Below are 21580 nucleotides of genomic sequence, written 5' to 3' on the forward strand. Positions count from 1 at the left end.
GGTGCGTTTCGCAGAAAGTTCGGGCGGCCCGGCGCACCCGGGGGGCGTGACGTCCGATCCGTGGGTATTTACGGAGAGTGACAGTTCGCGAGGACGTTACGGCGTTCGAGTTCGATCCGGTGGCCGCCGCGCGGTGGGGGCCGGTGGCGGCGGGCTCGGCATGGGCGGGGGGCGTCGGCGTGTTCGGGGCCGCGCTGGCGCAGGTCGCGGGAGAGCCGGATGCGGCCGTCGCGTGGGGCGGGGCCGGGGCGGTGCTGCTCGCGGCGGCGCTCGGCGTCTGCCTCCTGGTGCGGCGGGCCGGTGGGCCGGTGCGGGTCGCGGTGCGCGGGGACGGGATCGCCGGGGAGGGCTGGTCGGTGCCCTGGGGCGAGCTGGCGGCGGTCGTGGCCGCGCCGGGCGTCATCAGCCTGTTCCCGGCCGATGCCGGGTTCGGGGCCCGGCATCCCGAGATGGCCGGGTTGTGGGCGGCGGACGGCGCGTACCGGCTGCGCACCGCGTCGCGCGGGCAGGACTGGCGGCCGTTCCTGGCGGCCGTGCACGCGCGGGCGCCGCACGTCCGGCGCGGCGACGGGCCCCGCACGCTCGTCCGGGACCTGGCCGCACGCCGGTCGCCGTGGAGCATCGGGCACTACCTGCGGCGCGGCGAGGACGACGAGCGCCGCGCCGGACGGCGCCCGGGCGAGGTCGTCGCGGTCGTCATCGTGCTCGGCGGCTGGACGCTGGCGTGCACCCTCCAGCTCGGCGCCGGGACGGTCGCCGCCGCGCGGGACGGGCACGGCCCGCACCCGCTGCCCCTGCTCGCCCTGCTGGCCGTGCCCCCGGCGGTCGTCGCCGTGCTGCGCCGCGTGTGGGCGGGCGCGCCGCTGACGACGTGGGCGCTCGCCCTGACCGGGCTCAACCTCGGCACGCTGCTCACGGTCGGCCTGCTCGCCATCCACCTCATGTCGGCCGCGACGGGCGTGGCCGCGCTGGCGGCGGCGGGCGCGGTCCTGCTCATCGCGGGCGCGCTCTCCCTCACCGTCGCGGGCGCGCTCCTGCACCGGCGGCGCGTCTGGGCGTGGATCGCGCGGACCCACGCCCCGGACGCCTAGCCGCCGAGGTCGGCGACGGCCGTGTCCAGGCCCGCCGCGATGCGCTCCAGCGTCGCCGGAGTGCGGCCCTCGGCCTCGACGCGGCGCAGCAGGTCCTGCCGGTCGGTGACGAGCAGGCCGCCGGAGTCCGCCGCGTCCGCGACGACCTCGGCCCGCCCGCCGATGAGGACGAGCGCCGCCTCCTCGCCCTCGGCGTCCAGCAGCCGCTGCACGTGCTCGGCGGTGATGATCATCGGTCCTCCAGACCGGGCAGGACGCGCGCCGGCGTCAGCGGAAGCTCCCGGAAGCGCACCCCGGTCGCGTGGTGGACGGCGTTGCCGATCGCGGCGGCGGCGCCGACGATGCCGATCTCACCGATGCCCTTGGAGCCCATGGCGTTCAGGTGCGGGTCGGCCTCGTCGATCCACAGCGCCTCCAGCTCGGGCACGTCGGCGCAGGCCGCGACGTGGTACTGGGCCAGGTCGTGGTTGGCGAAGTCGCCGAACAGCGGGTCGAGGTAGCCCTCTTCCATGAGGGCCATGCCGAGGCCCATCGTCATGCCGCCGAGGAACTGCGAACGGGCCGTGGTGGGGCTGACGATGCGCCCGGCGGCGAACACGCCCAGCATCCGCAGCACCCGGACCTCGCCGGTGTCCGGATCGACCGACGTCTCGGCGAAGTGCGCGCCGAACGCGTGCCGGGCGTAGTCGGCGCGCTCGGACAGCTCCTGCTTGGTGTCGACGTACGCCTCCTGCGGGAGCGGGTCGTCGAGCTTGTGCAGCAGCGCCTCGCACGCCCGCGCGACGGCGTGGCCCCAGCTCGCGGTGCCCATCGAGCCGCCCGCCAGCGGCGCCTTCGGCAGGTCGCTGTCGCCGATCTCGACGGTGACGGCGCCCGGGTCGGCCTTGAGCGTCTCGGCGGCGACGAGCGTCAGCGCGGTGCGGGCGCCGGTGCCGATGTCGGTGGCGGCGATCTGCACGGTGAACGACCCGTCGGCGTCGGCGCGGGCGCGGGCCCGCGCGGGAAGCGTCGTCGCCGGGTAGGTCGCGGCGGCGACGCCGGTGCCGATCAGCAGCCGTCCCCGCCGCTCGGCGCGCGGACGCGGGTCGCGGTGCGCCCAGCCGAACCGCTCGGCGCCCTCGCGCAGGCAGGCGGCCAGGTTCCGGGAGCTGAACGGCAGCCCGGTCTCGGGATCGCGGTCGGGCTCGTTGCGCAGGCGCAGCTCGACGGGGTCGACACCGGCGGCGTGCGCCAGCTCGTCCATCGCGGTCTCCAGTGCGAACATGCCGGGCGTCTCGCCCGGGGCCCGCATCCACGACGGCGACGGCACGTCCAGCGCCGCGACGCGGTGCGTCGTGTACCGGTTGGGCGTCCGGTACATGTGCCGGGTGGCGGTGGCGGCCTGCTCGGTGAACTCGCGGACCGTCGAGGTCTGCACGACGACGTCGTGGGTGATCGCGCGCAGCCGCCCGTCGGCGTCGGCGCCGAGGCGGAGCCGCTGCACGGTCGGGGTGCGGTAGCCGACGGCGGCGAACATCTGCTGCCGCGTCAGCGCGATCTTGGCCGGACGGCCCACGCCGCGCGCGGCCATCGCGGCGAGCACGACGTGCGGGCGCGGCGTCCCCTTGGAACCGAAGCCGCCGCCGACGTGCGACGAGACCACCCGCACCCGCTCGATCCCGAAGAGCTTCTTCAGCGTGCTCTGGACGGTGACCGCGCCCTGGCTGGAGTCGTGGACGAGCAGTTCGTCCGCGCCGGTCCACTCGGCGAGCGCGGCGTGCGGCTCCATCGCGTTGTTGTGCTGCGCGGGCGTCCGGTAGGTGGCGTCGACCGTGACGTCGGACGCGGCGAACGCGGCGTCGGCGTCGCCGGTCTCCTCGGTGGTCGGAAAGCCGCCGTTGACCTGGTCGGGCGCGTACAGGCCCGGATGGTCGGGGGTGAGCAGGACGTCGGCGTCGTCCTCCCGGTAGGTGACGCCGACGCGGCGCGCCGCCTCGCGGGCCGTCTCCAGCGTGTCGGCGACGACGGCCGCGACGAGCTGGCCCCGGTAGGAGACGCGGCGCGACTGGAACAGCATCAGCTCGGCGTCGGGGACCTCGTTCAGCTCCGGCGCGTTCAGGCACGACAGGACCGACAGCACGCCCGGCAGGTCGGGGACGCGGACGTCCACGATCTCGCCCTTGGCGACGGCGGCCTGCACGGGCATGACGTAGGCGACGTCGTCGGCCGGGTACTCGAAGGCGTACCGGGCGGCGCCGGTGATCTTGGCGCGTCCCTCGACCCTCATGACCGTCCTCCGATCAGGTCGCCGAGCACGGCCACGATGAGGTTCGCGGCCAGCGAGACCTTGTATCCGTTGTCGCGCAGCGGTTCGGCCCGTTCCAGTTCGGTGGCGGCGGCGCGGCGCAGGCTCTCCTCGGTGGCGGGCGCGCCGCGCAGGACGTCCTCGGCGCGGCGGGCGCGCCAGGGGCGGTGCGCGACGCCACCGAGCGCGATGCGGCTGTCGTGGATGCGGCCGTCGCGGACGTCGATGCCTCCGGCGACGGAGACGAGCGCGAACGCGAACGACGCCCGCTCGCGGACCTTCCGGTACTTGGCGGGCATACCGGCGGGGCCCGGGATCTCGACGCCGGTGATGAGGTCACCGGGGTCGAGCGTGGTGTCGCGGGACGGGTCGTCGCCCGGATCGCGGTAGAGGGAGTCCAGCGCGACGACGTCCTCGCCGTCGCGCCGCCGGACGCGGACGCGCGCGTCGAGCAGCGACAGCGCGACGGCCATGTCGGACGGGTGCGTCGCCACGCACGACGGCGAGGCGCCGAGGACGGCCAGGTTGTGGTGCTCGCCCTCGATCGCCGGGCAGCCCGAGCCGGGGGCGCGCTTGTTGCAGGGCTTGGAGACGTCCTGGAAGTAGGCGCAGCGGGTGCGCTGGAGCAGGTTGCCGCCCACGGTCGCCTGGTTGCGGATCTGCCCGGACGCCCCGGCCAGCAGCGCCTCGGAGAGGACGGGGAACCGTTCCCGGACGCCGGGGTCGGCGGCCAGGTCGCTGTTGCGGACGGCGGCGCCGATGAGCACGCCGCCGTCGGGGCGGTGCTCGATCGCGTCGTGGGGCAGCCGGGTGACGTCCACCAGCTTGCCGGGCGTCTCGACGCCGAGCCGCATCAGGTCGACGAGGTTGGTGCCGCCGCCGAGGTAGCGCGTCTCGCCGGTGCAGGCGTCGAGCGCGTCCTGCGCGGTGGCGGCGCGCGCGTAGGTGAACGACCTCACCGCACGACCTCCTGCACCGGCTCGGGGCTCGCGGCCTCGCGGACGGCGGCGACGATGTTGACGTACGCGCCGCAGCGGCACAGGTTGCCGCTCATCCGCTCGCGGATCTCGGCGTCGTCCAGGTCGGGTGCGTCGGCCACGTCGGCGGTGACGGCGCTGGGCCAGCCCCGGGCGGCCTCGTCCAGCACGGCGGTCGCCGAGCAGAGCTGGCCCGGCGTGCAGTAGCCGCACTGGTAGGCGTCGCGGCCCAGGAACGCCTCCTGCACCGGGCTGAGGACGTCGCCGTCGGCGAGCCCCTCGACGGTCGTGACCTCCAGCCCGTCGGCCGCGACGGCCAGCAGCAGGCACGCGTTGACGCGCCGTCCGTCGGCCAGCACGGTGCACGCGCCGCACTGCCCGTGGTCGCAGCCCTTCTTGGCCCCGGTGAGCCCGAGCCCCTCGCGCAGCACGTCCAGCAGGGAGGAACGGGTGTCCACGTCGATCCGCAGCAGGTCCCCGTTGACGGTCAGGGTGATGTCGGCGCGCGTTACCGGCGCGCCGGAGTCGGCACTCTCCATGCCCGCGCCCTACCCCGGATCACGGCCCCCTCACCCCAAGCCCCGATCAACCCTCCCGCCACGCCTCCGCGAGGAGCGCGTAGGAGCGGACGCGGTCGGCATGGTCGTGCGTGATGGTGGTGACCAGGAGCTCGTCGGCGCCGGTGACGCGCCGGAGCGTTTCCAGGCGTTCGAGGACGGTGGCGGGGGCGCCGGTGAACTGGGTGTCGACGCGGGCCTTGACGAGGCGGCGGGACTCCTCGTCCCACGGGTGGGCGGCGGCCTCCTGCGGGGTCGGGAAGGGGACGGCGCCCTGGCCGGTCCAGATGCTGTGCACCCAGGCGGCGTAGCCGGTGGCCAGTTCGCGGGCCTCCGCGTCGGTCCCGGCGACGACGACGTCGGCGGAGACCAGGACGTGCGGCGCGTCCAGGACGCCGGACGGCTTGAACGCGGAGCGGTACGCGTCCACGGCCTCCAGGACGGTCGCGGGGCTCACGTGGTAGTTCGCCGCGAACGGCAGGCCGCGTTCGCCCGCGACCCGCGCGCTCTCGCCCGCCGTGCTGCCGAGTATCCAGAGTTCCAGCGCGTGCCCCGCGCCGGGGACGGACCGGGCGGGGGTGCCGGCGGGCGAGCGGTAGGTCCCGTCGAGGAGGCCGACGAGGTCGTCCACGAGATCGCCGAACTGCGGCGCCTCGGCGCCGGGCTGCTGGAGCGCCGCCTGGTACACCTCGACCACCGGCGACGTGGCCAGGTAGCGGAAGTCGAACGGCTCGGGGATGAGCAGGCCGTCCACGACGTGCCGCTCCCTGCTCGGCGGCGGCGCGGCGGCGCGGGCCGTGATCTCCTTGCGCCGCTGCCCGGAACGCCCGATCCCCAGGTCCACGCGGCCGGGGTACAGGGCGTCGATCGTGGCGAACTGCTCGGCGATGGCGAGCGGCGTCCAGTGGCCGGTCTGCACGGCGCCGGAGCCGACGCGGATACGGGACGTCGCGGCGGCGGCGAGCGCGATGAGGATCTGGGGGGCCGACCCGGCGACGCCCGCCGCCAGGTGGTGCTCGGCGAACCAGTACCGGTGGTAGCCGAACTCCTCGGCCCGGCGGACGAGGTCGAGCGAGTCGCGCAGGGCCTGCCCCGGCGTGCCGCCGGACGGGACGGGCGACAGGTCCAGGATCGAGAGGGGGACGCGGGTCATGGGGTCCTCTCCGGGAAGGGGCGGCTCGGGATCGCGGCGCGGACGGCGGGCGCGACCTCGGCCTGGAACAGTTCCAGCGACGCGCGGTGCCGGGCGGCGCCGAGGCCGTCGGGTTCGGCCTGCACGTGGACGACCTCGTGGCCGAGGCGTTCGTGCTGCGCGAGCAGCTTGTCCACGAGCTGCTGCGGGCTGCCGACGAGGATGGAGCCGCGCTCGACGGCGTCCTCCAGGGTGGGGAAGACGGGGTCGATGCCCCGGTCCGCGAACATCTTGAGGCGGGCGTTGAACAGCGGCCGGTACGCCGCGAGCGCGTCCTGCGAGCGCGGCGCCACGTACAGCCCGGCGGTGCCCGCGCCGACGAGCGCGTCGGCCGGGTCGCGGCCGTGCGCGGCCCACCGTTCGCGGTAGTGCGCGACCAGCTCGGCGTAGGGCTCGATGGGGTGGGTGACGTTGGCGGAGAACACCGGGTCGCCGTACTCGGCGGCCAGCTCGACGGACGCGCGGCTGGTGGCGCTGCCGTGCCAGACGCGCGGCGGCGCGGGCAGCGGGCGCGGCAAGACCTCGGCGTCGGTGAGCGAGGGCCGGAACCGGCCCGACCAGGTCACGGCGTCCTCGCGCCAGAGCCGCCGGAACAGCTCGTAGCCCTCGCGGTTGCGGTCCCACTGGTCGGCCTCGGTGACGTGGAACAGCCGCGCCTGCGCGGTGCCGTTGCCCTTGCCGATGATGAGTTCGAGCCGTCCGCCGGACAGGTGGTCCAGCGTGGCGTAGTCCTCGTAGGCGCGGACGGGGTCGAGCAGGCTCAGCGTCGTGACGCCGGTGAACAGCCGGATGCGGGAGGTGCGGGCGGCGATGCCGCTCAGCACGACGGGCGGCGACGACGACAGGAACGGCCGCTCGTGCCGCTCCCCCACCGCGATGCCGTCGAACCCCAGCTCCTCGGCGAGCACGGCGTGCTCCACGACCTCGCGGAGCCGCACCCACGGCGGCGTGCGCTCGCCGGTGTCCGGATCGGGGAGGTCGCCGATGAGGGTCAGCGCGATGAACTTCACGCCGGGCTCCCCGCGTAGCGGCTCGCCGGGCGTTCCAGCCCGAAGTGCCCGCGCAGCGTCGCGGCCGCGTACTCCGTGCGGAACGCGTCCCGGCGCCGGAGTTCGGGAACGAGACCGCCGCTGATCTTCGCCAGGTCGTGGGGGAGGACGCCGGGACGCAGCCGGAACCCGTCGAGCCCGGCGGCGCGGCGGTCCAGCAGCAGGTCGGCCAGTTCGGCGGGGGTGCCGGTGAAGATCTCGGCGTCGGAGTCGAGGGCGGCGCCGTCCAGCTCGTCCAGCCGCTCCTTGCGGGCGCGCGCGGCGCCGGGCTCGTCGTCCAGGAACACGACGACGTCGGCCAGCACCTTGAGCGGCGGCAGTGCCCGGCCGACCCTCTCCTCGGCCGCCCGCACCTCGGCCAGGATCGACCGGGCGTGGCCGGTGGAGTGCGGCGTGACGAACACCGCGTCGGCGCCGCGCGCGGCCAGCTCGTAGGGCAGCGTGTCGTGCGCGAGCGTGGCGACGAACGGCTGCCCCTGGGGCGGGCGCGGCGTGATCGACGGGCCGCGCACCGAGAAGAACGGCCCCTCGAAGTCGATGTAGTGCAGTTTGTCGCGGTCGATGAACCGGCCGGTGGGGGCGTCGCGGATCTCGGCGTCGTCCTCCCACGAGTCCCACAGCCGCCGGACGACCTCGATCGCGTCGGCGGCCTCACCGAACAGCTCGGTCGCGATCGGCTCCGCCTCGGGCGTGCCGTAGGTGCCGGGATGGAACCCGGCGATGTCGCGGCGGCCGAACAGCGCGGCGGCGTCGGCGCGGCCGGTCACCTGGGGCCGCCAGCCCGCCCGGCCGCCGGACGCGTAGTCCAGCGACGCGATGCCGATCGATACGTGGAACGGCTCGGTGTGCGTGGTGCTCGTCGTCGGGACGAGCCCGACCCGCGACGTCGCCGGAGCGACCCGAGCGGCGACCAGGACGGCGTCGAGCCAGCCGCGCACCCGGTCGACGCGGTCGTCGGGGCCGTCCGGCAGCGACGACTGGAGCGCGACGTAGTCCTCGATGGTGACCAGGTCGAGCAGGCCGCGTTCGGCCTCGGCGGCCAGGTCCGTCCAGTATCCGGCGGTGAACAGCGCGGCGGGGCGTGCGGCCGGGTGCCGCCACGCGGCGGGGTGCCAGCCGGCGCCGTTCAGCGCGGCGGCGAGATGGAGCGTGCTCACCGGGCTGCCTCCTCGCGGACGCGGCGCGGCGCGGCCAGACCGAGGTGGTCGCGCAGCGTCGTGCCGGTGTACTCGGTGCGGTGCACGCCCTTGTCCTGGAGGATCGGGACGACGTGTTCGACCAGGTCGTCCAGCCCGCCGGGCGTGAGGTGCGGGACGAAGATGAACCCGTCCGCGACGTCGGTCTGCACGGCGGCGTCGATCTGGTCCGCGACCGACGCGGCGGTGCCGACGAACGTGTGCCGTCCCCACAGCTCGATCGCGGTCTCGCGCAGGCTGAGCCCGCCGTGCGCGGCGGACGTCTCGCGCCACTGCTTCACGACGGCGGCGCGGTCGCCCCGGAACTGGGCGCGGCCCTTGGAGACGCCCTCGCCCGGGTCGGGTTCGGCGTCGGGCAGCGGGCCGTCCGGGTCGTACCCGGACAGGTCGAGGCCCCAGACGCCCTCGGCGAAGGCCAGCGCCGTCCGCGGCCCGACCTGCGCGGCGCGGATCTCGGCGGCGCGCTCGGCGGCGTCGGCCTCGGTGTCTCCGAGGACGTAGGTGACGGCGGGCAGGATCTTCAGGTCGGCGGAGGTCCGGCCGTACTTGGCGAGGCGGGCCTTGACGTCCTTGTAGAACGCGCGGCCCTCGTCCGGGCGGCTGTGCCGGCTGAAGATCACGTCGGCGTCGCGGGCGGCGAACTCGCGGCCCTCGTCGGAGTCGCCCGCCTGGATGATCACCGGGTGGCCCTGCGGCGGGCGCGGCGTCGCGAACCGGCCCGCGATGTCGAACTGCGGGCCGGTGTGCGCGAACGTCCCGGCGCCCGGACGCAGGAACGTCCCGGCGGCGGCGTCGGCGAGCAGGTCGCCGGGCGCCCACGAGTCCCACAGCTCCCGCGCCGTCCGCAGGAACTCCCGGGCGCGGGAGTACCGCTCGGACTCGGCCAGGTAGCCGCCGCGCCGGAAGTTCTCGCCGGTGAAGGCGTCCCAGCTCGTCACGACGTTCCACGCCGCGCGTCCCTCGGACAGGTGGTCGAGCGAGGCGAGGCGGCGGGCGACGTCGTAGGGCTCGTTGAACGTGGAGTTCACGGTGGCGGCCAGGCCGAGGCGGCCGGTGACGGCGGCGAGCGCGGACAGCACGGTCAGCGATTCGGGGCGGCCCACGACGTCCAGATCGTGGATGCGGCCCTTCATCTCGCGCAGCCGCAGCCCCTCGGCGAGGAACAGGAAGTCGAACCTGCCGCGCTCGGCGGTCCGGGCGAGGTGGACGAACGAGGCGAAGTCGATCTGGCTGCCCGAGCGCGGGTCGGACCAGACCGTCGTGTTGTTGACGCCGGGGAAGTGCGCGGCGAGATGCACCTGTTTGCGCGGCCGGGGAGGCCGCGCGGCGGGGGGAACGGTCATGTGGTGGCCTCCAGGGAGGTGCGGGACGGTTCGATGCGCGGGATCGCGGCGAGCAGCGCGCGGGTGTAGGCGGCGCGCGGGGCGGCGAACACGTCGGCGACCGGGCCGGTCTCCACGATCACGCCGTCCTTCATGACGGCCACGCGGTCGCTGACGTGCTGCACGACGCCCAGGTGGTGCGAGACGAACAGGTAGGCCATGCCGAGTTCGTCGCGCAGGTCCGCGAGCAGGTCGAGGACCTGCGCCTGCACCGACACGTCGAGCGCGGACACCGGCTCGTCGCAGACGAGCACGCGCGGGCCGGGGGCGAGCGCGCGGGCGATGGCGACGCGCTGCCGCTGCCCGCCCGACAGCGTGCGCGGGCGGCGGTCCAGCGTCGCGGCGGGCAGCCCGACCTGGTCGAGCAGCGCGGCGGCGCGGGCGTCGCGGTCCCGCTTCGGCACGTCACCGACCTCCAGCGCCTCGTGCAGGACGCGGCGGACGTTCCAGCGCGGGTCGAACGAGCCCAGCGGGTCCTGGTAGACGACCTGGACGTGGCGGCGCAGCGCCCGCCGCTCCTTCGCGGTCAGCTCGCCCCACGGCCGCCCGTCCACGGCGGCCTCGCCGCCGTCGGGGTCGAGCAGGCCGAGGACGAGCCGGGCCAGCGTCGTCTTGCCCGAGCCGGACTCCCCGACGAGGCCGAGCGTCTCCCCGGCGCGGAGCGTGAACGACACCGCGTCCACGGCGGTGCGGTCACCGAACCGCTTGGTGAGGTCGCGGGCCTCCAGCACGACGTCGCCCGGTTCGCGCGGCGGGCGCGGCGCGGCCCGTCCGGCGGCCGACAGGCGGGTGCCGCGCGTGGTGCCGTCCGGGACGGCGGCGAGCAGCGTCCGCGTGTACGGGTGCCCGGGACGGTCCAGGACGTCGGCGGTGGCGCCCTCCTCGACGACCTCGCCGTCCTTCATGACCAGGACGCGGTCGGCGAGCCGGGACACCACGGCGAGGTCGTGGCTGATCAGCAGCAGCGCGGTGCCGGTGCGGCGGCGCGCCTCCAGCAGATCGAGGATCTGCGCCTGCACGGTGACGTCGAGCGCCGTCGTGGGCTCGTCCGCGATGAGCAGCGGCGGGTCGGCGGCGATGGCCGAGGCGATCAGCGCCCGCTGCCGCAGCCCGCCGGACAGTTCGTGCGGGTACTGCGTCGCGCGCAGCTCCGGTTCGGGGACGCCGACCGCGCGCAGCAGCTCGACGGCGCGGGCGCGCGCCTCCTTGCGGGGCAGCAGGCCGTGCAGCCGCAGCGTCTCGGCGACCTCCCGGCCGACCGGGCGGAGCGGGTCGAGGGACTGGAGCGCGTCCTGGAGGACGAACCCGATCCGGGCGCCGCGAATCGCGCGCCATTGCCGCTCGGTGTGGAAGGTGGCGTCCTCGCCGTCCACGCGGAACGTCTCGGCGCGCACGTCGGCGCCGTCGCCGGTCAGCCCGAGCAGCGTGCGGGCGGTGACGCTCTTGCCCGACCCCGACTCCCCCACGATCGCGACGCACTCGCCGGGGTCGACGCGCAGGGCGACGTCGCGCACCACCGTCGTCCCGCCGAACGCCACGGTCAGTTTCTCGACCTCCACGAGCGCGGTCATGCGGTCCTGCCTTCCAGACGGAGTTGGAACCGGCGTCCCACGACGGTGAACGCCAGCACGGTGAGGGTGATCGCCAGGCCCGGGAACACCGCGACCCACCAGGCGACCGAGAAGTAGTCGCGGCCCGCCGCGAGCATCGCGCCCCACTCGGGGTCGGGCGGCCGGGCGCCGAACCCGAGGAAGCTCAGCGACGCGCCCGCCACCATCGCGATGCCGATCTCGACGGTGACGAGGACGAGCAGCGGCGCGAACGCGTTCGGCAGGATGTGCCGACGGATGATCCGCAGCCGGGTGAGGCCGAGCGACGTCGCCGCCTCCACGTGCCCGGACGTGCGGATCACCCGGACCTGCACGCGGACGAGCCGGGCATAGCCGGGCACGAGGTACAGCGCGATGGCGTAGACGGCGTTGACCGTGCCGGGGCCGAGGATCGTCAGCACGACGAGCGCGAGCAGCAGGTTCGGCAGCGACAGCAGCACGTCCACGGCCCGCATGACGATCTCGTCGACGACGCGCCCGCCGAGCCCGGCCGACAGCCCGAGCAGCGTCCCGGCCGTCACGGCGAGCCCGACCGCGCCGAGCCCGGTGAGCAGCGACGGCCGCACCCCGTGCACGATCCGCGTCGCGATGTCCCGGCCGTTGGCGTCGGTGCCGAGCAGATGCCCGGCCCCCGGCCCCTGCAACGCGGCCATCGTGTCGGCGTCGTTCGGCGACCCGTGCGCGAGCAGCCCCGGCGCCAGCGCGGCCACCGCGAGCAGCACCAGGAAGACCGCCGCCGCCCACACCCCGGGCGCGAACCGGCCCCGCCGCGCGGGCGCGGCGACCAGCGCGGCCGTCACGCCGTCGCCCCCGGCCTCGGGTCCGCCCCACGGCGGACGACGACCGGCACGAGCGGCACCGGGAACGGCCACGCCGCCCGGACGTCCGGCGCGAGCCGGACGGCGCGACGCGCCGGGGTGGTGACCCGCGCGGCCGTCACGCCGTGGTCCGCAGTCTTGGGTCCACCGCGAGGTAGACGAGGTCCAGCACGATGTTCACCACGACGTAGACGGTCGCCGTGAGGAGCACGACGCCCATGACGACCGGGAGGTCCTTGCCCGCGACGGCGCCGAGCATGAGCTGCCCGACGCCCTGGCGGGAGAAGACCGTCTCGGTGACGACCAGGCCGCCGATGAGCATGCCGAGCATCCAGCCGAGCAGCGTGATCGCCGGCAGGGCCGCGTGCCGGAGCGCGTGCCGCAGGCGGACCGCCGCGTCGCCCATGCCGCGCGCGCGGGCGGTGAGGACGAACGGCTCGTCCAGCACGCGTTCCAGGCCCTCGCGCAGCACCTGCGCCAGCATCGTCGTCAGCGGGATCGCGACCGCGACGGCGGGCAGCACCAGCGCGCGCAGGTCGTCGTCGCCCGCCGCCGGGAACCACCCGAGCTGGAACGAGAACACCGTCAGCAGCAGGATGCCCGCCCAGAACACCGGGATCGACACCCCGGCCAGCTCCGTGCCCGACGCCAGGCCGCGCACCACGCGCGAGCGGCGCGCCGTGAGCAGCGCCAGCGTCGTCGCCGTCACCGCCGCCAGCCCGACCGCCGCCAGCGTGAGCTGGAGCGACGGCCCGATCCGCGCCCCGATCGCCGCCGTCACCGGCTCGTGGAGCTGGTAGGAGCGGCCGAGGTCGCCGGTGACGACGTGGCCCAGGTAGGAGGCGTACTGGGCGGGGATCGACCGGTCCAGCCCGTAGTCGTCGATGATCTGCTGCCGCACCTGCGGGCCGACCGTCGTGGAGCCGATGATGGCGTCCACCGTCGCGCCGGGGGTGAGGTGCAGGGCCGCGAACGCGAGCGTCAGCGCGCCCCAGAGCACCAGCACCGACGTCCCGGCGCGGACGGCGACCCGGCGGGCCCTCACGGCTTCGCCGTCCAGGCCCCGTGGAACGTCGGGAACGCCTGCGCCTCCCAGGCCAGGCCGCCGACCCGCTTCCGGACGCCGAGCACCGCGCTGTACACGTACACCGGCACCGACGCGGCCTGCGCGGTGACCTTCCGCTGCACCTGCCCGTACAGGGCGGCGCGGCGTCCGGCGTCGGTCGTGGCGAGGGCGGCGTCGAGCCAGCCGTCCAGCTCGCGGTCGGAGTGGCGGCCGATGTTCTGACCCCACCGCTGCGCGGTCGGGATGCTCGCCGTGCCGAACAGGTTGCCGAGCGCGTCGCCCTCGGCGCGCTGCCAGCTCAGGTCGGCGATGTCGTAGTCGCCCGACGGGACGCGCTCAAGGTACTCCGGCTGCGTCAGGTCGAGGATCTGGACGTCGAAGCCGAGCTTCTTCGCCTCGCTCTGCACCTGCTGCGCCAGGGTGTCGCGCTGCTCCCGGACGACCGCCCGCACGAACGGCCAGCGGACCGTGAGCCGCTTGCCGTCCTTGACACGGTAGCCCTCGCCGTCGCGGGCCGTGTACCCGGCCTCGTCCAGCAGGCGGGCCGCCGCCTGCGGGTCGTACTTACGGTCCACTTTGGTGTACCCGGGCGTGGCCGGGGACAGCGGGCTGTCGGCGGGCGCGTACACGCCGAAGTACAGCTTCTTCACGATCGCGGCGAAGTCGATGCCGTCACGGAACGCGGTGCGGAGCCGGACGTCGGTGAACGGGCCCTTCTGGTTGTTCAGGTAGTAGGAGTAGACGCCGCCGGGCGCCTGCCGGGACGTCACGGTCACGCGGTCGTCGGCCCGGACCCGGGCGACGTTGGCGGGCGGGACCGACGCGATCACGTCCACCTGGCCGCTGGTGAGGGCGCCGAGCCGGACCGAGTCCTCGCGCAGCACTTTGAACTCCAGCTTCGCCAGCCGCGCCGGGCCCTGGTGGGCGGCGCCCTCGGGCGCCCACCGGTAGTCCGGGTTGCGGTGGTACGTGACGCCCTTGCCCGGGGTGAACGCGTCCAGGACGAACGGGCCCGAGCCCACGATCCTGCGGGCCAGCGCCTCCGGCCCGGCCCGGAGCGACGTCGGTGACTGGACGCCGAAGTACGCCGTGGACAGCGCCGCGAGGAACGGGGCGTGCGGGCGGTCGAACGTCACCCGCACCTCGTGCGGGCCGACCACCTCCGTGCCCGCGTACGGAGCGATCCAGGACGCGGCGAGCTGCGATTTCGTCGCCGGGGCGACGATGTGCTCCAGGTTCGCCTTGACGGCCTCGGCGTCGAACTTCGTGCCGTCGCTGAAGGTGACGTCGTCGCGGAGCCGGAACGTGTAGGTCTTCTGGTCGGCGGAGATCTTCCACGACTTCGCCAGCCACGGATGGACGCGGCCCTCGGCGTCCAGCGCGACGAGCGAGTCCAGCACGGGGCGCGCGAACGAGGCGGTCACGTCCTGCGGGCTGGCGTGCGGGTCGAGGTTGATCGGCTCGTTGTTGACGCCGTAGACGAGCGTGCCGCCGTCCACGGGACTGCCGGCGCCCGCGGACGTCCCGCCGCCACAGGCCGCCAGGAGCAGGGCCGCGGCGGCGAGGGCGATCGGGGGGACGGTGGTGCGCATGGGGCGTACCGGCCTTTCCGGTGGGGGTGCCGGGGCGTGGCGTCGACGGTTATTACCTATTTAAAGGGTAGGAAATATAGGTTTAACGGTCAAGCCCCTCCGGACATGTCGCCGCCCGTGCCGGTTCGTCTGGCACGGGCGGCGACGGGAGCGCGTCAGGCGACGGCGGTGCCCTCCAGCTCGACCATCAGCACGGGGATCGCCAGCCGCGTCACGCCGAGCATCGTGGTCGCCGGGGCCACCCCGGCGGCGCCCAGCCGCGACGCGAGCACGCCGTAGTGCTGGAACAGCAGGTCGACGTCGGTGGTGTAGACGTTGAGCCGGACGAGGTTCGCCAGCGACATCCCCGCCGCGTCCAGCACCGCCTCCAGGTTCGCCAGGCTCAGCGCGAGCTGCGCCGCCATGTCGCCCGCGTGCTGCGGCTCGCCGTCGCCGCTCATCGCGGTCTGCCCGGCGGTGTAGAGGGTCCGCGCGGCTCCGGACACCACCTCGCCCTGGCTGTACCCCAGATTCCCCGACCACGGCCACGGGTTGATCGCCGTTCGCTCCACCGTCATGTCTGCCCCCTTCGTTCCCGTCCGGTTCCTCCCGGACGGCCTGCCGACCAGCCTTCCAACGAATCACGACATCCTCTGTCGTGTATTTCAGTAGAGTTCCGGCCATGCGCGCCGACCGGCTGGTCTCGCTCGTGCTGCTGCTCCGGCAGCACGAGCGGATGACGGCGTCCGCGCTGGCCGCCGAGCTGGAGGTGTCCACCCGCACCGTCCTGCGCGACATCGAGGCGCTGTCGGTCGCGGGCGTCCCGGTCTACGCCGAACGCGGGCGGCACGGCGGGTTCGCGCTGCTGCCCGGCTTCCAGACCGAGCTGACCGGACTCAACCACGACGAGGCGCTCGCGCTGATCGTCGCCGGGTCGCGGCACGGCGCGCAGGCGTTCGGCCTCGGCGGCGCGCTCGCGTCGGCCATGCGCAAGGTCGTCGACGCCCTGCCCGAGAGCCGCCGCGCCACCGCCGCCGGAGCGGCCCGCCGCCTGCTCGTCGACCCCGGGACCGACCTGCTCGAACGCCCGCAGACCGTCGAGGACGACGTGCCCGACGCCATCGCCGCCGAGATCCGGCGCGCGGTGGTCGACGGGCACCGGCTGCGCCTCCGCTACGCCGCCCCCGGCCGCGACGCGCAGTGGCGCACGGTCGACCCGATCGGCCTGGTGACCGTGCGGGGCCAGGGCTACCTGCTGGCCCAGCGGTCCGGCGCCGACCGCACCTACCGGCTGTCCCGCGTCCTGGCCGCCGAGGAACTGCCCGAACCGGCGCTGCGGGCCGACCGGATCGACCTCGACCGGGCCTGGCGCGAACGCGGCGCCCGGTTCCGGAGCGGCGGCGACCAGGTCACCGTGCACCTGCTGCTCGATCCCGCGCGGCGGGACGAACTCGCCGCCACCGCCCTCGCCGTCCACGCCGAGCGGACCGAGGCCGACGGCAGGCTCCGCCTCGACGCCGCCTTCCAGGACGCGCGGCACGCCCGGTGGGCCGCCTGGAAACTCGCCACCGGCGCGGAGGTCGTCGCCCCGCAGTGGCTGCGCGACCACCTGCACGACCGCGCCGCCGCGCTCGCCGCCCGGTACGCGCCGCCGCCCTGAGACGGGAGGTGCCGGTAAGGCGACTGTGACTGTTGGTAGCCGATCGTGCGCTGTAGGTTCGGGAACGCCGTCCCGGTCCCCCGGGAACCCCTTCCGCGACGCGCACAGAGAGGCCGGGTCGGTACATGCGACCGTACGAGCTGCCGGATTTCTACGTCCCCTACCCCGCCCGTCTGAACCCCCATCTGGAGACGGCCCGCGCGCACGCGACCGTCTGGGCGCGGCAGATGGGCATGCTGGACGACTCCCGCGACCCCGGCACACCCGACATCTGGACCGAGGCGCAGCTCGACGCGATGGACTACGCGCTGCTGTGCGCCTACACCCACCCCGACTGCGACGCCGCCGAACTCGACCTCGTCACCGACTGGTACGTCTGGGTCTTCTACTTCGACGACCACTTCCTGGAGGTCTACAAGAAGACCCGCGACCAGGACGGCGCCCGCGCCTACCTCGACCGGCTCGCCGCGTTCATGGAACCGGGCTGCGCGCTGGAGCCCGAGAACGCCTGCGAACGCGGGCTCGCCGACCTGTGGGCGCGGACCGTCCCGGCCATGTCCGACGCCTGGCGCGAACGGTTCGCGCAGAGCACCGACGCGCTGCTGCGCGAGTCGCTGTGGGAACTGTCGAACATCACCGACGAGCGCATCCCGAACCCCGTCGAGTACGTGCAGATGCGGCGGAAGGTGGGCGGGGCGCCCTGGTCGGCGGACCTGGTCGAGCACGCCGCCGGGGCCGAGCTGCCTGCGCGGGTCGTCGGCACGCGGCCGCTGCGCGTCCTCAAGGACACCTTCTCCGACGGCGTCCACATGCGGAACGACCTCTTCTCCTACCAGCGCGAGACCGAGCAGGAAGGCGAGATCAACAACGCCGTCCTGGTGTTCCGGCACTTCCTCGGCTGCGAACTCCAGGACGCCGCGAACACCGTCAACGACCTGCTCACGTCCCGGCTGCGGCAGTTCGAGAACACGACGCTGACCGAGCTTCCGTCCGTCTTCGCCGAACACGCCCTCGACCCGGCCGAGCAGGCGCGGGTGCTCGCCTACGTCAAGGGCCTCCAGGACTGGCAGTCCGGCGGGCACGAATGGCACCTGCGCTCCAGCCGGTACATGAAGAAGGACGAGCCCGAGGGCGTCGCGCTCGTCGCGTCGCGGCTGCCCGCCGTCGCGGCCGGGCTCGCGCGCGGGTACGGGTACGTCCCGTACGAGCCCGTCGGGCCGACGCGGCTGCCGCAGTTCCACATGCCGTACACGGCGACGATCAACCCGCACCGCGAGCAGGCGCGGCGCGCGTGCGTCGCCTGGTGCGGGCGGATGGGCATGTACGGCCCGGCGCCCCGCCACCCCGGCCCGGTGTGGACGCCGCAGTACCTCGCCGGGATGGACTTCGCCACCTGCGCGGCGGCCATCGACCCCGACGCGTCCGCCGACGCGCTCGACCTCGCCACCCAGTGGCTCGCCTGGGGCACCTACGGCGACGACTACTTCCCCGCCGTCTTCAACCGCGACCGCGACATGGCCGGGGCGAAGGCGTTCGTGGCGCGCATCCCGCTGTTCATGCCGCTCGACCTCGGCCCGACCCCGCCGCCGTCCGACCCGATCGAGGCCGGCCTGACCGACCTGTGGCGCCGGACGGCCGCGCCGATGTCGGCGTCCGCGCGGGAGGAGTTCCACCGCGCCGTCGTCACGATGGTCGAGAGCTGGCCGTGGGAGCTCCAGAACCACATCCAGGGCCGCGTGCCCGACCCGATCGACTACATCGAGATGCGCCGCCACACGTTCGGGTCGGAGCTGACGACGACGCTGGCCCGCATCGAGCACGAGGGCGCCGTTCCGCCCGAGATCTTCCGGACCCGGACCCTTCGGGAGCTGGAGGCGTCCGCGATGGACGTCGGCTGCATCATCAACGACATCTTCTCCTACCACAAGGAGATCCAGTTCGAGGGCGAGCTGAACAACGGCGTCCTGGCCGTCCAGCACTTCCTGGACTGCCCGAAGGAGACGGCGGTGACCGTCCTCAACGACCTCATGACGGCGCGCATCCACCAGTTCGAGCACGTGGCGGCGACGGAGGTCCCCCAGCTCGACGTGGACGACACCGCCCGCGCGGCGCTGAACGCCTACGTCGGCGAACTCCGCGACTGGATGGCCGCCATCCTCGTCTGGCACAACGCCACCCGCCGCTACGACGAGAACACCCTGCGCGGCTCGACCCCCCACGCCCCCACGGGCCTGGGCACCTCCGCGACCCGCCTGGCCGCCACCCTCCGCACCGCGACCCGCTGAGACCCGCCGCCGACCCGCCCACCCCCCGGCGGGCCGGCGGCGCCCCACCCGTACCGGCGTCCGGTGTCGTGCGGCCGCGTCCGGAAGCGCCTGCGCCGGGCCGTGTCTAGGCGGCTCGGCGGAGGTGGTCTCGGACGTCCATGAGGGCGAAGCCCAGGAGGTTGCGGCCGGGCCAGTCGGCGGGACGGGTGGCGCGGGCGTCGTCGGCGGTGAGGCCGATGCCCCAGACGCGGTCGACGGGGCTCGCTTCGACGAGGACGCGGTCGCCGGTCTCGCACAGGTAGCGGCGCAGGTCCTCGTCCTGGCCGAACTTGGCGAGGTTGGCGCGGACGACGACGTCGTAGCGGTGCTCGTCCCAGACCGCGTCGTCGTAGCCGCGCACCCGGCGGCCGAGGTCCTTGGCGCGGGCGGGGTGGGGCGCGGCGAGGATCGCCGCGCGGGTCGCCGCGTCGCCGAACAGCCGAGCCTTCTCGGCCATCATGAAGTGCTCCGCCGTGGCGTACCGCACCCCGTCCACCGCGAACGCCGCCGGCCACCACTGACTCAGGCACCACGGCCCGGCCCCGGCCCGCCCCGCCCGATGCCCCCAGAAGAACAGGTACTTCACCCGCCCCGCGCGCTCCACCACCCGCACGAGCTCCCCAACGTCCATCCCCCGACCCTCGCACCCCCGCCCGGCCCCACGCGAACGGTTTTCCCGCGCCGCCGCGCGTCGTCGTGGCCCGTCATCCGATCCGGAACAGGAGCCCGAAATGGGCCATAGCGGGCTTTTGGTACTTAGCGCACTTAACTCATAAAAATGCATTAGCGCAGGTGAGCGCCCATTCTGCGGGAGCGGGCGGCAGGGTTTGCAAGATCGTTAGGGGGCGGGGGGTAAGGAATCTTGGGAATCCCGTGTCTCCACAATGCGTGTGATGCATCCTACGTACCGTGGCCGGACGTCGCGTGACCCGGTGGGCACGGTCTGTGCCGGGGCGGGGCGGACGGGGGTACGGCTTTCGACGGGCGAGGGGCGTGGGATGGGTCGGGCTGGTGCTGGGAACGTTCGTCCACCGGCGGAGCGGGCGCTGCTCGTGTGGCTCGGGACGGTGACGCTGCTCGGGGCGGGATGGCTGGCGGCGCTCGTGACGGCGCCGCCCGCGCACACCGACGCCGTCGCGTGGGGCGGAGGCGTCGGCGGGCTGCTGCTGGCGTTCGCCATCGCCGTCGCCGCGTACTACGCGGCCGTCGCGCGGCGGGCGCGGACGCGGCTCGCCGCGCTGCGCGGCGGCGCCGACGAGCTGGAGGCCGAACTGTCCACGCTGCTGGACGACACGCTCCCCCGCGTCGTGCGGGCCGTGCACGACGGCGCGTCCGCCGAGGGCGCGCTGGCGTCGTCGCCGCGCCCCGCCAACACCGGGCTCCAGCGGCTGCTCCAGGCCGTCGCGCACGAAGTGGCCGCCGCCGAGCGGCGCGCCGCGACCGGGCAGGCGCTCACCGCCGCCGTCGAGGACGAGCTCCAGCGCATCATCGAGGAGACGCTGCCCACCGCCGTGCGCCGCATCCGCCGCGAGAAGACCGGCGCCGACCGGGTGCTGCTCGAAGCGTCCCGGCCCGCCAACGCGACCGTCGACAAGCTGCTGCACGACGTCGTGCACGGACTGTCGGCCGGGGAGCGGATGAGCGGCGCGACGATGGCGGCGTGCGCCAGCGCCGCCGCGCGGCTCCAGGCGATGGTGACGAGCATGCTCGCGGAGCTGCGCGAACTCCAGCACCGCTACGACGAGCAGGCCGTCTTCGGTGACCTGCTCGACCTCGACCACCGCGCCTCGCAGATGGGCCGCCTCGCCGACAGCATCGCGCTCATGTCCGGCGGACGCACCGGACGCCGGTGGACCAAGCCGATCCGGATGGAGAGCATCCTGCGCGGCGCCCAGGGCCGCATCGCGGACTACCGGCGCGTGAAGCTGCACTCCACCAGCACCGCCGCCGTCGCGGGCTACGCGGCCGAGGGCGTCATGCACGCGCTCGCCGAGTTGCTGGACAACGCCACGTCGTTCTCCGCGCGCAACACGGTCGTGCACGTGTACGTCGAGGACGAGGACGCGGGCATCGTCATCACCGTCGAGGACAGCGGCCTCGGGATGCGCAAACGCGAACGCGACCGCGCGCAGCGCATGGTGTCCAGGCCGCCCGGCCTGGACAACCTGCCGGGCAGCCGCCTCGGCCTGGCCGTCGTCGGACGGCTGGCGCGCAAGCACCGGCTGCGGGTCAGCTTCCGGCCGTCCGCGCGCGGCGGCATCGGCGTCGTGCTGATGATCCCCCGCCATCTGCTCACCCAGCCCCGGCAGGACTTCTACGACAACGTCCCGTCGCCGCTGGAGAGCCCGCGCCCCGGCACGGACGGCTTCCCGATCCTCACGGACGCCGCCCCGCGCCCGGTCCCGGCGACGGTCCTGCCCGCCGCCGCCCTCCCCACCGAGATCCCGGCGCCCGCGCCCGCAGCGGACCCGCCGTCCTGGACCGACACGTCCCCGCGCGGCGTCCCGGCGTCCACGCCGCCCGCCGACGCGTCGCGGTGGGACGCGCCGACGACGGAGACCCAGGAGGTCCCCGCCGACGCGACGTCCTGGGACATCCCCGCCTCCGCGCCGGCGGCGGAGGCCGAGGCGGAGCCCGACGACGACCTCCTCCCGCAGCGCCGCCGCGGCGAGACGCTCGCCGCCTCGCCGTATCCGGTGTCCGGACCCGACCTCGCGGCCCCCGAGCACGCCCCGGCGCCGCGCCGCGACTCCGCCGCCCGGTTCGCCGCGTTCCGCCAGGCCGGACGCCGCGACGACGGCCCCAAGGACCCGGCCTGATG

General features: G+C 74.8%; 19 protein-coding genes. 4 read left to right on the top strand and 15 right to left on the bottom strand.

The features are described 5' to 3' along the window. Positions 1-77 precede the first annotated feature (77 nt). Positions 78-1091 (top strand): hypothetical protein, encoded by a 1014-nt coding sequence (locus tag C229_RS0126805; protein ID WP_155885073.1) that lies wholly within the window; start codon positions 78-80, stop codon positions 1089-1091. Here the strand turns inward: C229_RS0126805 and C229_RS0126810 are convergent. The 14 genes from C229_RS0126810 to C229_RS0126875 form a co-directional block, all read right to left on the bottom strand. Next, complete coding sequence (locus tag C229_RS0126810) at positions 1088-1324, bottom strand: hypothetical protein (protein WP_018658214.1); 237 nt, start codon at positions 1322-1324, stop codon at positions 1088-1090. The genes C229_RS0126805 and C229_RS0126810 overlap by 4 nt on opposite strands. Next, positions 1321-3357: a xanthine dehydrogenase family protein molybdopterin-binding subunit gene (locus tag C229_RS0126815; protein WP_018658215.1), complete on the bottom strand. Its 2037-nt coding sequence runs from the start codon at positions 3355-3357 to the stop codon at positions 1321-1323. Before C229_RS0126815 ends, C229_RS0126810 begins: the two co-directional genes overlap by 4 nt. Beyond that, a complete protein-coding gene (locus C229_RS0126820) occupies positions 3354-4334 on the bottom strand; it encodes an FAD binding domain-containing protein (RefSeq protein ID WP_018658216.1) in 981 nt (326 codons plus the stop codon). Before C229_RS0126820 ends, C229_RS0126815 begins: the two co-directional genes overlap by 4 nt. Next, the gene (locus C229_RS0126825) at positions 4331-4891 is read right to left on the bottom strand and encodes a (2Fe-2S)-binding protein (protein ID WP_018658217.1); all 561 of its coding nucleotides are present in this window, start codon (positions 4889-4891) and stop codon (positions 4331-4333) included. The genes C229_RS0126820 and C229_RS0126825 overlap by 4 nt, the downstream gene beginning before the upstream one ends. 46 nt (positions 4892-4937) lie before the next feature. Next, on the bottom strand, positions 4938-6062 hold the full coding sequence (locus tag C229_RS0126830) for an LLM class flavin-dependent oxidoreductase (RefSeq protein ID WP_018658218.1): 1125 nt from the start codon (positions 6060-6062) through the stop codon (positions 4938-4940). Beyond that, a complete protein-coding gene (locus C229_RS0126835) occupies positions 6059-7111 on the bottom strand; it encodes an LLM class flavin-dependent oxidoreductase (protein ID WP_018658219.1) in 1053 nt (350 codons plus the stop codon). Before C229_RS0126835 ends, C229_RS0126830 begins: the two co-directional genes overlap by 4 nt. After that, positions 7108-8307 (bottom strand): LLM class flavin-dependent oxidoreductase, encoded by a 1200-nt coding sequence (locus C229_RS0126840; protein WP_018658220.1) that lies wholly within the window; start codon positions 8305-8307, stop codon positions 7108-7110. Before C229_RS0126840 ends, C229_RS0126835 begins: the two co-directional genes overlap by 4 nt. Further along, the gene (locus tag C229_RS0126845) at positions 8304-9689 is read right to left on the bottom strand and encodes an NtaA/DmoA family FMN-dependent monooxygenase (RefSeq protein WP_018658221.1); all 1386 of its coding nucleotides are present in this window, start codon (positions 9687-9689) and stop codon (positions 8304-8306) included. The genes C229_RS0126840 and C229_RS0126845 overlap by 4 nt, the downstream gene beginning before the upstream one ends. Further along, positions 9686-11299 (bottom strand): dipeptide ABC transporter ATP-binding protein, encoded by a 1614-nt coding sequence (locus C229_RS0126850; protein WP_018658222.1) that lies wholly within the window; start codon positions 11297-11299, stop codon positions 9686-9688. The genes C229_RS0126845 and C229_RS0126850 overlap by 4 nt, the downstream gene beginning before the upstream one ends. Beyond that, complete coding sequence (locus C229_RS0126855; RefSeq protein ID WP_018658223.1) at positions 11296-12138, bottom strand: ABC transporter permease; 843 nt, start codon at positions 12136-12138, stop codon at positions 11296-11298. Before C229_RS0126855 ends, C229_RS0126850 begins: the two co-directional genes overlap by 4 nt. Continuing rightward, entirely contained in the window at positions 12135-12278 is a 144-nt protein-coding gene (locus C229_RS34560) for a hypothetical protein (RefSeq protein WP_018658224.1), read from the bottom strand. The genes C229_RS0126855 and C229_RS34560 overlap by 4 nt, the downstream gene beginning before the upstream one ends. Then, positions 12275-13201 (bottom strand): ABC transporter permease, encoded by a 927-nt coding sequence (locus C229_RS0126865; RefSeq protein WP_018658225.1) that lies wholly within the window; start codon positions 13199-13201, stop codon positions 12275-12277. The genes C229_RS34560 and C229_RS0126865 overlap by 4 nt, the downstream gene beginning before the upstream one ends. Beyond that, on the bottom strand, positions 13198-14814 hold the full coding sequence (locus tag C229_RS0126870; protein ID WP_018658226.1) for an ABC transporter substrate-binding protein: 1617 nt from the start codon (positions 14812-14814) through the stop codon (positions 13198-13200). Before C229_RS0126870 ends, C229_RS0126865 begins: the two co-directional genes overlap by 4 nt. Positions 14815-14969: 155 nt before the next feature. Then, positions 14970-15365, bottom strand: a complete 396-nt coding sequence (locus C229_RS0126875) for a RidA family protein (RefSeq protein WP_026314192.1) — start codon at positions 15363-15365, stop codon at positions 14970-14972. 110 nt (positions 15366-15475) lie between these two features. Between C229_RS0126875 and C229_RS0126880 the strand changes: the two genes are divergently transcribed. Further along, positions 15476-16453, top strand: a complete 978-nt coding sequence (locus C229_RS0126880) for a helix-turn-helix transcriptional regulator (RefSeq protein ID WP_018658228.1) — start codon at positions 15476-15478, stop codon at positions 16451-16453. A gap of 125 nt (positions 16454-16578) precedes the next feature. Then, positions 16579-18738: a terpene synthase family protein gene (locus C229_RS0126885; RefSeq protein WP_018658229.1), complete on the top strand. Its 2160-nt coding sequence runs from the start codon at positions 16579-16581 to the stop codon at positions 18736-18738. A 106-nt stretch (positions 18739-18844) separates the two neighbouring features. Here the strand turns inward: C229_RS0126885 and C229_RS31970 are convergent, their stop codons facing one another. Next, on the bottom strand, positions 18845-19390 hold the full coding sequence (locus C229_RS31970; RefSeq protein WP_033424830.1) for an NADAR family protein: 546 nt from the start codon (positions 19388-19390) through the stop codon (positions 18845-18847). A 421-nt stretch (positions 19391-19811) separates the two neighbouring features. Between C229_RS31970 and C229_RS0126895 the strand changes: the two genes are divergently transcribed. After that, entirely contained in the window at positions 19812-21578 is a 1767-nt protein-coding gene (locus C229_RS0126895) for a sensor histidine kinase (RefSeq protein WP_018658231.1), read from the top strand. Positions 21579-21580 lie beyond the last annotated feature (2 nt).

The sequence above is a fragment of the Actinomadura flavalba DSM 45200 genome (assembly GCF_000374305.1).
GTDB lineage: Bacteria > Actinomycetota > Actinomycetes > Streptosporangiales > Streptosporangiaceae > Spirillospora > Spirillospora flavalba.

Coding starts and splice junctions, on each gene's coding strand:
- C229_RS0126845 (WP_018658221.1), bottom strand. CDS start 9,689: ATGACCGTTCCCCCCGCCGCGCGGCCTCCCCGGCCGCGCAAACAGGTG.
- C229_RS0126880 (WP_018658228.1), top strand. CDS start 15,476: ATGCGCGCCGACCGGCTGGTCTCGCTCGTGCTGCTGCTCCGGCAGCAC.
- C229_RS0126810 (WP_018658214.1), bottom strand. CDS start 1,324: ATGATCATCACCGCCGAGCACGTGCAGCGGCTGCTGGACGCCGAGGGC.
- C229_RS31970 (WP_033424830.1), bottom strand. CDS start 19,390: ATGGACGTTGGGGAGCTCGTGCGGGTGGTGGAGCGCGCGGGGCGGGTG.
- C229_RS0126815 (WP_018658215.1), bottom strand. CDS start 3,357: ATGAGGGTCGAGGGACGCGCCAAGATCACCGGCGCCGCCCGGTACGCC.
- C229_RS0126885 (WP_018658229.1), top strand. CDS start 16,579: ATGCGACCGTACGAGCTGCCGGATTTCTACGTCCCCTACCCCGCCCGT.
- C229_RS0126825 (WP_018658217.1), bottom strand. CDS start 4,891: ATGGAGAGTGCCGACTCCGGCGCGCCGGTAACGCGCGCCGACATCACC.
- C229_RS0126870 (WP_018658226.1), bottom strand. CDS start 14,814: ATGCGCACCACCGTCCCCCCGATCGCCCTCGCCGCCGCGGCCCTGCTC.
- C229_RS0126850 (WP_018658222.1), bottom strand. CDS start 11,299: ATGACCGCGCTCGTGGAGGTCGAGAAACTGACCGTGGCGTTCGGCGGG.
- C229_RS0126830 (WP_018658218.1), bottom strand. CDS start 6,062: ATGACCCGCGTCCCCCTCTCGATCCTGGACCTGTCGCCCGTCCCGTCC.